Raw genomic sequence first — 14,889 nt, 5'->3', positions numbered from 1 at the left:
GCTGTCACAGCAGCCGCTAGTCGCGATCGCCCGTCTCGCTGCGTATCACAGGCAGCACACGCTCGCAGAAGAACTTCAGGTCGTTTTCCCAATCGAAGAATACCAGATGCACGCCGTCGCAGCCCGCGCGCCGGAGCCGTACAAGCTTGTCCGCCACCTGGGCAGGCGTTCCGAACACCTGAAAAGTGCCGAGAAAGATGAAATCCTCGCGCACCCGCTGGGTCTGCCGATGCGACTGCGTCATCGCCTGCGGACCCATATAGGCTTGATACTGGCGTTCGAGCGTCGCTGCATCGACGTTGCTGACGATGTGGTCGCGGACCTCCTGCACCTCGCGTTCGGTCTCGCGGCAAATCACGTAGGGATGCATGCAGACCTTGACCTCGCGGCCTTCGCGCGCCGCACGAGCCTTGATGTCCGCGACGCGCCGCGCGACCGAATCGTAATCCGTCGGGCGGTCCGAGATTATGAAAATCCAGTCGCATTGCGCGGCGGCGAAGTTCTTGCCCGCTTCCGAAAATCCCGCATTGACCAACAGCGGCCATGGCTTCTGCACCGGCTTGGTATCGAGAAATGCGCCGTGCGTCTTGTAATAGCGTCCGTCGAAGTTCACCGGCTCATCGGAGGACCATAGGCGCTGCAGGATCGTCACGAACTCCGAGGCCGCGGCGTAGCGCTCGTCGTGATCGAGATCGGGAATGTCGAACACCGATGGCGCGTCCGGGCTCAGGCCGCATACCAAGTTGATTCCGAAGCCTCCACCCGTGATCTCGTCGATTCCGGCCGCGAGTTTAGCGATGAACAGCGGTGCATGCCGATAAAGGATGTGGATCGTCGCAATCACCATCGGGTTGGTGGTGAGCGCCCCGAAGGCGGCGGCGAGCGAGACCGCGTCGGTAATTCGGTCGCGAAACCGGAATGGGTTTGCGGTGGGTGGCGTGTAGCCGCCCCCCATGAACACGTAGTCGAGCCGGTAGGCGTCGGCAATCAGCGCTAGCTTGCGCAGGAACTGGTAACGATGCGATTCGAGATTCGTTGCGCGCGACACCGTCCATCCGCCGCTCATCGAGGGCATGAACAGCCCGACCATGAAGTTGCGGGCTTCGACCCGCGCGCGGCGCGATATCGCGACCTCGGATGACATCTAGGAATTCTTCAGGTACGCCGGCCAGTAGCCCTCCTCGATTCCTATCGTGCGGTAGATATGTTGCGTTCGCTCGTTCAGGTGCTCATAGCCGTACAGTACTTCGGGGTTCATGCCCAAACGGCCGACGGCGAACTCCTTGGCGTTTTTGTACGCCGGCTGCACCGCCTGCTCGATGAAGTACTGGTCATCGGCCACCATCTGGCGCGTTCGCCGATCCTGCTCCTCATCCGTGCCGGTATGCAGATACTGCTTGATCGCCGGCATCAGGAACGTCAGATGCCAGGCTTCTTCTTCAATCTCGTGCAGCGACCACGCGCCGATCACCGGATCGGTTATCGCGCCGCCACCGCTCAAATTGGTCCACGCAGGATAGGCTTCAGTGTGAAGACCGACCGCCGCGAGGAATCCCCCGAGGTCGCGCTGGAGAATCGGACGATAGAGATCCACACTCTTGCGATAAGGAACCGGAATCCCGGCCCACAGGTCTTCCTCGATCATGCGCGACGCCCGCGTGATGAAACTGGCGGCGTGCTGCATGTCGTCATAGCCCTGCTTGAGGATGCACATCTTCCAGGCGGCTGGCATCTCGTAGTTGCGCGCGGCATACGAGCATCCGAGCACGATCAATTCGAATTCGAGATGCCCCAGCATCGCCAGGTAGTGCGCGACGTCGCGCCGGCGCTTGGGGTCGTTGGGACGCTTGGGCGCGCCCTGGCCCTGATCGATCGAGCGCTTGGTGTTGAGCCATTGGCGGCGCCATCCGGGATCCTCTGCCACCACGTCAGGGATTTTTTCCGGAACAGCAGGGAAATTTTTTTCCGCCCAGTCGATTTCCTTGCGCATCAGAATTGGAACGGCTTGCTCCAGCGAAAATGCCATTTCCGAAAACCTCCGACGGTACTCAGATTCTATAGCTGGTACCGCATTGAATCGCGAAAGTCCAGCGCCGCGGGCCGCTCCGACGTCCCACAATCGCGCCGCTCTAGAGAGTCATGTAATCGCGCAGCGTGCGGCCCTCGTATTCGGTGCGGAGAACGCCGCGCCGTCGAATCACCGGGACGAGTTGATCGGTCAGTTCATCGAAGTAATCGGGAGCATAAAAGGCGGGCGTGATTTGAAAACCGTCGCCGCCGCCCTCCTCGACCAAGTACTGCATGCAGTCCGCGACCTGCTTCGGCGTGCCCACCATCGGATTGTCGTCGCTTCCTGACAGGTAGGTTTTGGCGATTTCGCGGAAGGTGACGTTGGGATTGGCCTTGCGGTACGAGTCAAGCATCCCTTTGGTGCCCGGTGCGTCGATGTCACCGACCGGTTTGTCGATATCGACCTTGGACAGATCGATCCCGAAATGCCCGCCCATCAGCGCCAAGGATGCTTCAAACGGGATTCGGGCGCGGATTTCATGCATCTTGGCGCGTGCGTCCGACTCGCTGGGCGCGACCAGCGGCTGCGCGCCCCAGATGATCTTGATGTCTTTCGGATTGCGGCCATAGCGGTCCGCGCGCGCCGCGATGTCCTCGCAAAACTCGCGCATCCCCGCTACTCCGATTGCGCTCGCGAAGATGCACTCCGAGTGCCGGGCGGCGAACTCGCGTCCTCGATCAGACGAGCGGGCCTGAAACAGATACGGGCGGCGCTGCGGCGATGGGATTACCGTCATCGGCCCTTCCACCTTGTACCACTTACCTTTGAAATTCAGGGGATGGATTTTGTCGGGATCGGCGAAGATTCCGCGCTCCATATCCATCATCATCGCGTCATCGTCCCAACTGTCCCAGAGCTTGTAGCAGACCTCCATGTACTCGTCGGCGCGATCGTAGCGTTCGTCATGCGGCGGCAGCGAATCCATGCCGAAGTTGTGCGCCTCGGCCGCGCCGATCGAGGAAACGATATTCCACCCGATCCGTCCCTTCGTGATGTGGTCCAGGGTGGACAACTTCCGCGTCAGCATGTAGGGCGCATAAAAGGTCGTGGACATCGTGACCGCGAAGGCCAGTTTCTTGACCGTCGCCGCGAGGTACGCCACCAGGCTGACTGGATCGTGATTGGGAAACTGGATCGCATAGCGAACGCCGATGGGACTGGTTCCGCCGGCCCAACCGTCGGCGAAGAAGAACATGTCGAATTTTCCCCGTTCGAGCGTTTTCGCGATGTGTTCCCAGTACTCAATCTCGTACCACTGGTATTTGATCTTCTCGCGCGGATAGACCCACGACATGATCATGTGCGGCGCCGGCGCAAACAGCATGAAACCGGTGAGATGTATTTTTTTCGCCATCGCGTTCTCCCGCAAATCTTGCGGTATTCAAATAATTCCGCTGTCGCGCAGACCTGCAATCTCGCTGCGCGTGAGACCAAGTTCGGAGGCGTAAAAGTCTTCATTGTCGGCGCCGAGCGCGGGACTGGGGCTGCGGATTTCGGCCGGCTCGCCGTGAAGGCGGAGCGGCGAGGTGAAAACGGTGACGGGTCCGTGGAGCGGATGCTCGATTACGCGCAGCAGGCCGCGCTCGTGCAGATGCGGATCGCTCATGACTTCGGGCAGTTCCTTGACGATGCCACAGAATATGTCGTCGGCATTCAGCACTTGCATCAGATCCTCTTTGGCAACCGTCGCGGTCCACTCGCCGATGGTGGCGTCGAGCGCGTCCTGATTTTTGACTCGCGCCGCAAGCGAGGAGAAGCGCGGGTCCTGCGCCAGCTCCGGACGTCCCATCCGCGCGCACAGCCGAACCCATCGCGGCTCGTCGCCACCAAGGATCAGCACATAGCCGTCGCGCGCGGGATAGACATTGTATGGCGCCACCGCGGAGCCGGGCGCCCGATTACCATTGCGCAATTGACGCAGGCCAAGACCGAAGTAGGCGCCGACGTGCGTGGTCAAGGTCGGGATCACCGTGTCATGCAGCGATACTTCCAGCAGGAGCCCGTTGCCGGTGCGATCACGTTCGCGAATTGCGGCCAAAATTCCGGCGGCCAGATGAATCCCGCCCAAGATATCGACGATCGCCGGGCCGGCCTTCATCGGCGGTCCCGAAGCTTCGCCGCTGACTCCCAGCACTCCGCCCATCGCCTGAACAACAGGATCGAAAGCTGGATAGGATTTGTACGGTCCCGAGAGTCCGTAGCCGGTTCCGCTCGCGTAGATCAGGCGCGGATTGAGCGCCATAAGACTCTCGTGGCCGAGCCCGAGAGCCGCCATCGTGCCGAGGCTGAAATTTTCGACGACCACGTCGAAGCGCGAAACCAGCCGCCTGAAAATCTCCTTGCCGCGCTCCGACTTGATGTTTAGCGTGATTGACCGTTTGTTCGAGTTCATCATCGCAAACGGCAGTCCCAAGGCCGCACCCGGCGCCTTGTATAGGGCGCGGCCTGCTTCGCCACGGCCCGGCGGTTCCACTTTGATGACCTCGGCGCCCAAAAACGCGAGCGTCAGGGTGGCGTAAGGCCCATTGTAGAAGTGGGTCAGGTCAAGAATGCGGATGTCATCGAGTGCTTGTATCGATTGCGTCATCAAAGAGTTCCCCGGCGGTGTTTCTGGCAAGCAGCCTTCATGGCCAGATCGGATGCTTGAAATGCGCTGTTCGTCGCGCTGAGTTCAGCTGCACCTCGAGCGACCGAGCGAGAAACCCACGCGTGTCCCGCGGATCGATTATGTCGTCGAGGGTAAAGTCCTTGGCGGCGTTGTCAGGTGCGTACTCCTCTGAGAACAGTTCCATCAGTTCGGCGCGCCGGCGATCGGGATCGGGCGAGGCGGCGATTTCCTGCTCGTAGAGCACGTTGATCGCTGGTTCCGGCGCCATCAGGCTGAACGACGCCGTGGGCCATGCGGCAAGCGCATCCGGATTCATCGCCTTGCCGCCCAGAATCCAGTACGCGAGTCCATAAGCCTTGCGAACAATGACGGTGATCTTCGGCACCGTCAGGCGCCGGTGCACATGGAGTGCGCGCGCGACCGTCTTCAGCATCGATTGCTTTTCCCAATCTTTGCCGACGATAAAGCCAGGGCAATCGACCAGGAAAATCAGCGGGATGTGGAACGCGTCGCACAGGTCCATGAAATGGATCGCCTTGTAGGCCGCCGTATGGTCCAGCACTCCCGCCATGTGCATTGGTTGCGAGGCGACGATACCAACCGAATGTCCATCGATGCGGGCCATGCACGTGATCACGCTCCTGCCGTAATCGCGCTTGAGCGGCAGGTAGCGGCCGTCATCGACGAGGTCTTCGATTACTTCGTACATGTCGTAAGGCCGGCGCTGATTGCTCGGAACTATGTCCAGCAGGCGTTCGCAGCGGCGTTCGGCGCTGTCTTCGGTGGGGAGAAGCGGCGGCAGTTCATAACTGCTCGAAGGAAAGTAGCCGAGATATTCGCGGATGACGCGCATGCAATCTTGGTCGTTCTCGGCACCGTAATCGGCCTGCCCGGTTTCGGCCAGATGCACCTCGGCGCCACCCAGATCCTGAGCGGAAACCCGCTCACCCACCGCGCCCAGCACGACCGGCGGTCCCGAGACCGCCATGAAGCTGGTCTCCTTCACCATGGGTACAAAATCGGAAAGCATCGCGTTGAAGGCGGCTCCGCCGACCGTATTGCCCATCGCCGCACTCACCATCGGTACGACCCCCGACAGATCTACCATCGCACCGAAACCGGTCGTATGCGGATCGAATCCGAGACCTGCCCACGCGCGCGAACCCATCATGTCCTGCACCCGCCCGGCGGATGCTTCGAGCAGCGAGATGAGCGGAAAGCGCTGCTTGAGGGCTAGATGAATGACGTGGCCACTTTTGCGGCCGCCGGCTGCACCGCGCGCGCCGCTGGCTACGGTTGCGTCGTCGGCGAGCACGAATACCCGGCGTCCCTCGATCAAGCCGGTCCCGACCACCACGCCGCCGGCCATCGCGACCTTTGCGGTTCTACCAGGCACTTCGACGACGCTTTGTGCTAGGATCCCGTACTCGATAAAGCTGCCGGGATCCAGCAACAGGTCGAGCCGCTCACGGCAAGTCAGCTTTCCGCGCTTGTGCTGACGCGCGATGGCCTCGACGCCGCCCATTTCCAGCGCCACTTTCCTCGCGGTTTCGATTTCCGCAATCCGGCGCAAATGGTCGTCGCGCACGCAGAACCTCCCGGTCAGCAAGCTAAAGCATCATTGCGATCGAGCGGCGCGTTGTTCCAAATATGAGCGAGCGCCGCAGGCTGGTCACCAGATCCGGCAGCAACCTTAGAAAGGCCGCGAACCCCCGGCCTGGCTGCGATGCATGATGCGCCGATACTTGTGGTCCCAGTTCTGGCGCCAATGATTCACGCAGCGGTTGTCCCACATGATTACGTCATGCTGCGCCCATTTATGCGTGTACCAGAGATGGTCCTGGGTGACGTGCCCCTTGAGGAAGGCGATAAGCCGCTTGTTTTCCACGGGATCGTCAATTCCGACGAGCCTGACGGTGAAGGTCGAAACCCACAGCGCCTTGCGGCCCGAGACCGGATGCGTACGCACGACGGGATGCGTTACGTCGGACTCCAAGGCTCCCATGCCATGCTTGGCGACGTATTCGATCGCCTGCGGCATGCCGACGCCGTAAGCGGTCGCCAAGGTACTCGCCGGCTTCCATCTCATCCGCTCGACGCGCGCCTTCATCGCGTCGTCCAGTTCATCGTAGGCTTGAAACAGGTTGGCGAAGAGGGTGCAGCCTCCCGCTTCAACCGGCGGTACTTCGAGACCGTGCAGCACGGTCACGTCGGGCGGAATCGCGTAATCCTGAACGTCGCTGTGCGGCGCCAGCTCACTGCCTCCCGAGACGTTCTGCACCCGTGTGCCATCCACCGTAGGGATGTCATCCAGCCCGCCCTCGCTGTCGCGGTTGTACGGCCGTCCGAACCATTCTGTCAGTTCCATCTGCCGCTGCGGCGTAAGGCGATTTTGGCCGGGAATCACCAGCACTCCGGAATGATGAAACAGGGTGAGAATAAGACTGATTACATCCCCCGTAAGATCGTCGGCAAGGTCGATGCCGCGCAAAATCGTACCGCACGGACCGTCCGTGCGTTCCACCGTTACTCCGCGAGGGAGCCGCAGGTTCTCAATGCGAAGCCCGCTCATCAGGCTCGAAGGATCGATTACATCCGAAGCGGACCTCGTGCCGACTGCATTTTGCGCGCCCATACTACTGTTACCTCCACCGAGTGCTTGTTCGTTAAGATAGCAGCTATCAGGGCGAACCTACCACTGCGCCGGTACTGCCGTCAAACATCTGGTACCGCCGAGTCCAGTGTGCTATTCCGTGTCGAAGAGTACATGGCTCTACGCGGTCTCGCGTCGAGCTGCCGAGGGCTGAATTTTGAGGGGGTCCAGACGCGCAGTTTTATATTTTTCCGGAGGTCAAAAGGACAATGGCTTTCAGGCTTCGAATGTTCTCGGATTTCATTTGCCCCTTTTGCTATATCGGCTTCGAGACCGTGCGCAAGCTTCGACCGGAGTTTGGCTTTGAACTTGAGCTGCGCGGCTTCCAGATCCATCCGGAATGGCCGGCCGAGGGGCTGCCACTCTCGAAGCACCCGCGCATGATGGATCCGCAAGCGCGCCGCGTGATTTGGACGCATATTCAAGAGCTGGCCGAGGCTGCCGGCGTCACGATGAAAGCGCCCGAGGTTCTTGCTAACTCGCGTTTGGCGCTCGAGGCGGCCGAGTTCGCGCGGGAGAACGGCAAGGGCGGCGCATTTGATGAACGTGTTTTCCGGGCGTACTTCAGCGAGGGACTGAACATCGGAATGCAAGCGGTGCTGGGCGATCTGGCGACCGATGTGGGATTGGACCGCTCAGAGTTAGATCGCGCGCTCGAATCCCGGCGCTATGCGGAGAAGCTGAATCGCGACACCCGCTTGGCTCATCAACTTGGCGTCAGCGGTGTGCCGGCGTTTTTCCTCGGTGAATATTCGTTCACTGGCGCTCAGAGCGAGGAAATGATGCGCGAAATAATGAGGCGCTACGTCACGAGAACAGGCGCCGCGAAGTAACGTCACGTCATTCGCATAATGTCTAGGAGGTCGCAAGTGTTTGATTTGAACGAAGCATTGCCCGGTCTGCTGCGCAAAGATGTGGAGTATTGCGAAAGCGCCTTTCCAGAAGTTCCCGCCGAAGTGCCAGAGGTGGTGGCCGCCGATCCGAGTTGGCGCCGTCGCTGGCTGGCCGCCAGCGAGCGGCTGCAACAGCAGCCCGCCGTGGCCGTCGATGAATGGGATGCCGAGCGCAAGCAGCAATTCGGACGAATGTTGGGCGCGGTGGGATGGGGTGAGATGCAGCATATCGTGCTTGGTTGCAGCTATGCGGCTACCCATCACGAAATGCCGGTTGCGTGGCGTGCCTGCATCCTCAAGCAGGCTTACGAGGATATGCAGCACGCCGCCTCGTTTATCACCCGAGGATGCAGATACAGCAATGTGAACTACTGGAACGGTGTCGATGGTAGCGCGACGCTTGTTCCTCCGGACGAAAAGCGCATCCTGGAGCGAGACCTTGGCGGGTTTTTCGCCGTGGTCGGTCTGCACACGGAAGCCTATTCGGCCGAGGATGGCGGCATCTACAACGTGCTGTTGGGTCTCGACCCGGTGCTGAGCGCATGGGGGCCGCACGAGATCGAGCAGGAAGCGGGCCATCTGTCTTTCCTCTTTCCGGCGATGCGCGAGTATCTCAACAGCGGTCCGCGCGCAGAACAGGAACGCAAGAAGCGCCAGTTGATCGCCGACAACGAGCAGCTTTTTCCGTTGATGCGCACGGCCGACCTCGCCTCGCTTGAAAACTTCGCGATTAACAAACTGGGGTTGAGTCGCGCGATGCTCGAGTGGCCGATCGACCTGCCCGCCCGAACCCGCCATATCTACCGGCAGATCGGTATCGAGGAATCCTACTGGCCGGAGGCGCTTCGCTCATAAGACCATTCGGAACTGAAGATGAGATTGGCGGCTTGATTCAGAGCGGATTCCGCCTGTATCAGGCCGCCTTCCACACTGCTTCTAAAGTCTCTATATAGCGCCTACATTCGACTCACGCGTGATTGCGTAGCCGCGCGTTTCAAAGCACGAAGCGCGTACCCACGCTATTTTGCACGAATGCCTGGGGTAGCGCGCGGGCGATAGCGTGGACTGCTTTCCATCCCGTGCAGTGGGCGGGAACGATAAGTTCCGGCTGGAGGCTTTCAAGCGCGGCCACGGTCGGCGCAATGATCGGCTCGAAGAGCGGCCCGGACAGATGAAATCCTCCTATGATCGCATGTACCCGCTCGACGCCGGTGAGCGCCTGCGCCTGGCGCACGGTGTTAATCGCGCCCGCATGGCCGCATCCCGTGAGAATCACCAGACCCTTTCGACTTGACATTAACAACCACCGCCTGATCGTCATGAATCAAGGGATCGCGTTCCCATTTTTTCCCCCGGTTGGCCCAGTGGAGCGGAAAGCCGGTCTCGAAGTCGGTGGTGCGATGGATTTGACCGGTAATCAGGACCAGCCCTCCCAGCATCGATGACGGCCCGGCCTCCTCCATAAGCTCGACGCCTTCGTGGCGCACGCGCGCGGGTTCGGCGGCGGCAGATGCATCTCATGGCCGTCCGGCAGCACCACCTTGCGATTCAACAAGGCGTCCGGATGCAGCAGCAGCGGCATGCGGCGAGACCCCAGACGGTTCAACATACCGGTTAGCCCGTTGGTGTGATCGATATGGCCATGGCTCAACACCACCGCATGCATTTCCGCAGGTTTGATCTCGAGCACGTCGAGATTGTGCATCAGGCCCCCGCGGCTCAGTCCTGCATCGAACAGCAGTGACTCCGAGGTATTCCCGGCCGTTACTTTTACCACCGCGGAGAACCCGTGCTCGGCAACCAGGACCTTGCGCCCGACCTTCTCGCCTGGCGACGCGCGCCGCACAGTCGGGCTGCCGGCTAGGAGCATGTCGCAGGTGTTGTCGAGTACCGTGGTGATCTCAACCGCGTCCGCCTCTTTCAGATTAATCGTCTCGTGTGACATCGGCGCGTCGTTCCTCCTACTCACGGAAGTATGGAGCCACCTCGCGCGAAAACAGCTCGAGCGCGCGGCCGGCCCGATCCATGTCGCGCGCACCTGCGTGCAGGTAAAAGGCGAGGTGCTCGATGCCGAATTCGCGGCGCAACTCCTCGATGCGGCGGCGGCAATCGGCGGGGGTGCCGACGATCGCCCGTTCTTCGATTTCGTCGGTAACGCGATCGATGTACTGCAAAGCCAGATTGAACTGCTCTTTCACCGCGTGAGGTGCGTCCTTGGGAGCTGCAAGATAATTGCGTACCAGCTTGATGTAGCGACCGCTGACCTCCCGCGCTTCGCTGAGCGCAGTCTGATATTCAGGATCGACGAACAGGAAAAACACGAACATGCTCTTGACCTGCGTGGAATCATGGCCGTGCTCGCGCAGTAACGTGCGATAGCGTTGAACTCGTTCCTTAACCCGCGGAAAAGGACCGCTGAGAAACGGCACGATCATAACATTCTGTCCGGTGACGCCCGCGTGCTCGAACGACTCCGGACTAGTCACTCCCACCCAGATTGGGGGATGGGGCCGCTGGAGAGGCTTCGGCGACAAGGACAGCTCCGGGTAACGATAGAAGCGGCCCTCGTGAGAGAAGCGTTGCTGCGTCCACGCCTTGGCGATCACTTCGAGCGCCTCGTTCATCCGCGCCCGGCTTTCCGCCGGCTCGACGGCAAAACCCGCGAAATGCGCGGGGATGAGGCCGCGGCCGACGCCGAAGTCCACCCGCCCGCCGCTCACTATGTCGAGCATCGCAAAGTCTTCGGCGGTGCGCACCGGATTATCAAACGGCAGCAGGCTGACTGCCGTGCCCAGGCGAATCCGGCGAGTGCGCTGTGCAACGGCACTAAGAAAGACCGCAGGCCGCGGGCAGATACCGAAAGAGTAAAAGTGTTCCTCGCCTACCCACACCGAGTCTATGCCTGACGCATCGGCCTGGCTGATCAGTTCAAGCGTCCTGCGATAGTAGTCAGCTTCGTTTTGTCTTTCGGGGAAAAAATCGAAGAGAGTGAATAGGCCGAAGCGCATAATGACACTCCCGAGGTTCGATCGAATTAGCCCGCCCCAATCGCGTGGCCGAGCGCTTCGACCGCTCGAATAACAGAGAGGTGTGGTCTCGGCAAGTTTGCGTCCCGTTTTGTTTCACCCAAATCGGTTGCGGTACTGACTGAATTTAAGTAGTACCATCATTAGCGCCTCGTTGCCGGTGCGCTCCACCTTGCCAGAGTGGACGACTCGATCCGTTCGGAGAAGGAAACCATCATGACCGACGTTGGCATACTCGATCGCGCGTTTCACAATATCATGCAACACTTTATCAGTACCGGCCAGGCGCCTCACTACACCGAGCTGGCTGGAGACCTGGGCGTTGGCATCGAGGAGGGGCGTCAAGTCATCGCCGACCTGATGAACGCAGGCGTCCCGGGCTGGCTCCATCCGCAAACCGACTACATCGCCTCGTTCCCGCCCTTTAACAACCAGCCTACGCAGTACCGGATAACTATCGACGGCCAGCAGAAATGGTTCGCCCAGTGAGGGTTTGAAGCGCTGGCGGTACGCTGGCTATTTCCGAGCAAGCGGGTGCGGGTCGATGCGCCATGTCTGGATTGCGGAGAGCCGATCGTTGTCGAGATGCGAGACGAACAGGTGCTCTCGTTACAACCGGCGACGATCGTGGGCTATGCCTACAGTGCGGTAGGCGGCGCGCCGGAAGACCGGCCCTTTCGCTGAGCGGGGATGAATCTCTTCCGGTCGGAAGAGCACGCGCGCAAATGGACGAAGTTTAACCCGGACTTCCAGAAGCACCTCAAACCGCTTTCCTTCTGGCTCGAGGTGTTCGGCGGCGAGATGTTCCGCGCCCGCAATCGTACCGACTTCATCTCCTGGCTGCGCAGCGCGGAGGGGAGAAAAGCGGCTCAGGCCACGATGTCCAAACTGCAATAGCCGGGATCGACAATACTCACAGCAAGGAGTGCCGAACCATGTATAACCTCGATCAATTCATTGAGTCCTGCAAAGGCAAGCCCGCGTCTGCCGTCAAGGAGTTGCTGGCCGAAGCGATGCGCGATCCCGCCAGCGTCAAGCAGGCGCTCGAGAGCGTGGCCCAAGGCAAAGACATCGCGGGAGCCAAAGTGGGCGATATGATTTATTTTCGCTCGCCGACCCTTACGATCCTGAAGGCCGCGGTACCGCCCAAGTTCAAAACGCCGCCGCATAATCATCACATGTGGGCGGTGATCGGCGTCTGCGACGGCCAGGAGAACAACACCTTTTACCGTCGCAGCGGCAAAACTCTCGAGAAGGCCGGCGGGAAAGACCTGAAAACTGGCGATACCGTGGTGCTGGGCGAAGACGCTGTTCACGCTATCGAAAATCCCTCCGACCGGCCCATGCTCGCGATCCATGTCTATGGCGGGGACTTTCTCGACACTTCGAACCGCAGTGTGTGGAATCCGTTCACGTTCGAGGAACACCCGTACGATTTCAAACTCATTATGGACTACGCTCGCCAGCTCATGGCGCAATGACAAAAATAGCCGGTCGGCTAACGGCGGCAATGCCCTCCTATCCTATGGGGCTTACCGGCAGCGCGTACCAAAACTCGCACCAAGACCAATGCCGAACCAAGTGCGCAGGAACCGGTTTTCTTGAAGAGACATCCGATGAAATCCGTGAGGAAAGATCCGGAGTGAGGTGAGCGATGGATTTTGAATACACACCGGCGCAGGAACAGTTCCGTAGCGAAGTTCGCGCTTGGCTCAAGAGCAACCTCCCCGAAGATCTCAAAGTCGATGACGCGATGGATGAGCGCGTCGCGCCCAATCGCGAGGTCTTTGAAAAGCGCCGCGCGTGGCAGCGCAAGCTCGCGGCCGCCGGATGGGTCGGACTCTCGTGGCCGAAGCAGTACGGTGGGCGCGCGGCGCCGTTGATCGAGCAAATCATCTTCGACGAGGAGTACAGCCGCGCGCGTGCGCCTGTGCTCCCCGGCTATATGGGCGTCGGGCTATGCGGTCCGACGATGATGCATTGGGGCACCGAGAGTCAGAAGCAAAAATTTCTGCCGCGGATTCTCAGTGCCGATTATGTCTGGTGTCAGGGCTATTCCGAACCCGGCGCCGGCTCCGATCTCGCGGGCCTCTCGACGCGCGCGGAGGATCGCGGCGACTACTTCATCGTCAATGGACAAAAAATATGGACCTCCGGCGCGCACTATGCCGACATGATGTTCCTGCTTGCGCGCACCGATCCCACCGCGCCCAAGCATCGTGGTATCAGCTACCTGCTGCTCGATATGCACAGCCCCGGCGTCGTGGTGCGCCCGCTGGTGCTGATGAACGGCCATGCGCATTTCAACGAGGTCTTCTTCGAGAATGTGCAGGTGCCGAAGGAAAACCTGGTTGGCCCGATGAACGAGGGCTGGAAGGTCGCGATGACGACGTTGATGTTCGAGCGCGCGGGGGGCGCCGGCGGCGGGGGTCACACCTCGCAGGTGCGGCGGCTGGCCGAGCTCGCGAAGGTGGTGCGCATCAGCGGGCGGGTCGCATGGGAGCTCGAGTGGGTGCGTCAGCGCCTCGCGCAGTTCATGATCGAATGCGAAGCCGTGCATTACACCGGGATGCGCGGCCTGACACGGCGGCTCAAGGGCCAGCCGCCTGGGCCCGAGGGGTCAATCCTCAAGCTGTTCAGCTCGGAGCTGGGTGTCCGCATCGCCAGCTTCGCCACCGAAATGCTGGGTGAGTATGCGTTGATGAACGAGACGACCGCAGAGGTTCCCGACGCGCCGCGATGGTTTAATCGCGTGCTCAGTTCGCGGCAGTACACCATCGCGGGCGGCACCAGCGAGATTCAGCACAACATCATAGGCGAAAGAGTGCTCGGACTTCCAAAGGGTTAGCTTCAGCGGACTCTACAATTGAGAGGGAAAGCTTCGGCGGGAAAGCTTCTCATCGATAGATAGCCTCGCCGGCGGTCGCAGTGCACCGCTTCATCGACCGGCGGCTGTAACGCTGTCCAGCCGATGAATCTCCTCGCGCCTCGGGGCAACTGTTGCGCGTAGCCTGTTCTGGACACATTTTTGTGATCGGTGATGACATCGCACCGGTACCATCGTCAAATGTCTGGTACCGTCGAGTCCAGTGTGCTATTCCGCATCGATGAGCCGGCGAATCATGGCAGAAACGATCGGCGCTGACCAACTTCAGGAGCTAATGCGTTCCGACCGGGCGTTTGCCTTGATCGATGTCCGCGAATGGGGCGAGTTCGCGCTCGGGCAGATTCTGGGAGCGCGGCATATCGCGCGCGGCAGCCTCGAAAAATATCTGCCGTTCCTCGTTCCAGATCGCAGCGTCAGACTGGTGCTAATGTGCGACGACGGCCAACGCTCGGCGCTGGCGGCCGCAACGGCGCAGCAGTTGGGCTACTCGCAGGTCAGCATTCTGGCCGGCGGACTCGAGGCGTGGAAGCGTGCGGGCGGTGAGACCTACGGGGGCTGGTCGCTAACCGGCAAGGACTATGGAGAACGCCTTCTCGTGCAGGAGAACATTCCCGAACTGACGGTGGACGTGCTTCATAAGATGATCGAGCGCGGCGAGCCAGTGCTCGTTCTCGACTCGCGCCCATACTCCGAGTTCGAGGCCTCGCATCTCCCCGGCGCACGGAGCGCGCCGATTGGAGAGATTGCGCGT

16 protein-coding genes are annotated in these 14,889 nt (G+C 60.6%); 7 read left to right on the top strand and 9 right to left on the bottom strand.

Annotation, left to right across the window (positions count from 1 at the left end; all coding sequences use genetic code 11):
• Positions 1 to 16: 16 nt before the first annotated feature.
• From Q7S58_RS17940 to Q7S58_RS17915, 6 genes are all read right to left on the bottom strand, one after another.
• Positions 17 to 1,144, bottom strand: a complete 1,128-nt coding sequence (locus tag Q7S58_RS17940; RefSeq protein WP_304829102.1) for an LLM class flavin-dependent oxidoreductase — start codon at positions 1,142 to 1,144, stop codon at positions 17 to 19.
• Entirely contained in the window at positions 1,145 to 2,026 is an 882-nt protein-coding gene (locus tag Q7S58_RS17935; RefSeq protein WP_304829099.1) for a hypothetical protein, read from the bottom strand.
• Between the two features lie 103 nt (positions 2,027 to 2,129).
• A complete protein-coding gene (locus Q7S58_RS17930) occupies positions 2,130 to 3,425 on the bottom strand; it encodes an NtaA/DmoA family FMN-dependent monooxygenase (RefSeq protein ID WP_304829095.1) in 1,296 nt (431 codons plus the stop codon).
• A gap of 27 nt (positions 3,426 to 3,452) precedes the next feature.
• The gene (locus tag Q7S58_RS17925; RefSeq protein ID WP_304829092.1) at positions 3,453 to 4,658 is read right to left on the bottom strand and encodes a CaiB/BaiF CoA-transferase family protein; all 1,206 of its coding nucleotides are present in this window, start codon (positions 4,656 to 4,658) and stop codon (positions 3,453 to 3,455) included.
• A gap of 37 nt (positions 4,659 to 4,695) precedes the next feature.
• Positions 4,696 to 6,267, bottom strand: a complete 1,572-nt coding sequence (locus Q7S58_RS17920) for an acyl-CoA carboxylase subunit beta (protein WP_304829089.1) — start codon at positions 6,265 to 6,267, stop codon at positions 4,696 to 4,698.
• A 105-nt stretch (positions 6,268 to 6,372) separates the two neighbouring features.
• Positions 6,373 to 7,203 (bottom strand): TauD/TfdA family dioxygenase, encoded by an 831-nt coding sequence (locus Q7S58_RS17915; RefSeq protein ID WP_304829086.1) that lies wholly within the window; start codon positions 7,201 to 7,203, stop codon positions 6,373 to 6,375.
• A gap of 338 nt (positions 7,204 to 7,541) precedes the next feature.
• Between Q7S58_RS17915 and Q7S58_RS17910 the strand changes: the two genes are divergently transcribed.
• The gene (locus Q7S58_RS17910) at positions 7,542 to 8,165 is read left to right on the top strand and encodes a DsbA family protein (RefSeq protein WP_304829083.1); all 624 of its coding nucleotides are present in this window, start codon (positions 7,542 to 7,544) and stop codon (positions 8,163 to 8,165) included.
• 36 nt (positions 8,166 to 8,201) lie between these two features.
• Complete coding sequence (locus Q7S58_RS17905; RefSeq protein WP_304829080.1) at positions 8,202 to 9,080, top strand: hypothetical protein; 879 nt, start codon at positions 8,202 to 8,204, stop codon at positions 9,078 to 9,080.
• A gap of 139 nt (positions 9,081 to 9,219) precedes the next feature.
• Here Q7S58_RS17905 and Q7S58_RS17900 read toward each other — a convergent pair whose 3' ends face one another.
• From Q7S58_RS17900 to Q7S58_RS17890, 3 genes are all read right to left on the bottom strand, one after another.
• Positions 9,220 to 9,522, bottom strand: a complete 303-nt coding sequence (locus tag Q7S58_RS17900; protein ID WP_304829077.1) for an MBL fold metallo-hydrolase — start codon at positions 9,520 to 9,522, stop codon at positions 9,220 to 9,222.
• A gap of 120 nt (positions 9,523 to 9,642) precedes the next feature.
• Positions 9,643 to 10,170 (bottom strand): MBL fold metallo-hydrolase, encoded by a 528-nt coding sequence (locus Q7S58_RS17895; protein WP_304829074.1) that lies wholly within the window; start codon positions 10,168 to 10,170, stop codon positions 9,643 to 9,645.
• Positions 10,171 to 10,186: 16 nt separating this feature from the next.
• A complete protein-coding gene (locus Q7S58_RS17890) occupies positions 10,187 to 11,233 on the bottom strand; it encodes an LLM class flavin-dependent oxidoreductase (RefSeq protein WP_304829071.1) in 1,047 nt (348 codons plus the stop codon).
• Between the two features lie 198 nt (positions 11,234 to 11,431).
• Here Q7S58_RS17890 and Q7S58_RS17885 point away from each other — a divergent pair, with 198 nt between their 5' ends.
• From Q7S58_RS17885 to Q7S58_RS17865, 5 genes are all read left to right on the top strand, one after another.
• On the top strand, positions 11,432 to 11,740 hold the full coding sequence (locus tag Q7S58_RS17885) for a hypothetical protein (protein WP_304829068.1): 309 nt from the start codon (positions 11,432 to 11,434) through the stop codon (positions 11,738 to 11,740).
• A gap of 201 nt (positions 11,741 to 11,941) precedes the next feature.
• Entirely contained in the window at positions 11,942 to 12,148 is a 207-nt protein-coding gene (locus tag Q7S58_RS17880) for a hypothetical protein (RefSeq protein ID WP_304829065.1), read from the top strand.
• A 116-nt stretch (positions 12,149 to 12,264) separates the two neighbouring features.
• Positions 12,265 to 12,732 (top strand): cysteine dioxygenase family protein, encoded by a 468-nt coding sequence (locus Q7S58_RS17875; RefSeq protein WP_304829062.1) that lies wholly within the window; start codon positions 12,265 to 12,267, stop codon positions 12,730 to 12,732.
• A 173-nt stretch (positions 12,733 to 12,905) separates the two neighbouring features.
• On the top strand, positions 12,906 to 14,099 hold the full coding sequence (locus Q7S58_RS17870; protein ID WP_304829059.1) for an acyl-CoA dehydrogenase family protein: 1,194 nt from the start codon (positions 12,906 to 12,908) through the stop codon (positions 14,097 to 14,099).
• A 259-nt stretch (positions 14,100 to 14,358) separates the two neighbouring features.
• On the top strand, positions 14,359 to 14,889 hold a 531-nt coding region (locus tag Q7S58_RS17865; protein ID WP_370655539.1), incomplete at its 3' end, for a rhodanese-like domain-containing protein.

The sequence above is a fragment of the Candidatus Binatus sp. genome, assembly GCF_030646925.1.
Classification (GTDB): Bacteria; Desulfobacterota; Binatia; order Binatales; family Binataceae; genus Binatus.
Note: the sequence above shows the minus strand (reverse complement) of the source record. Positions and strands in the feature narration are given on the sequence as shown.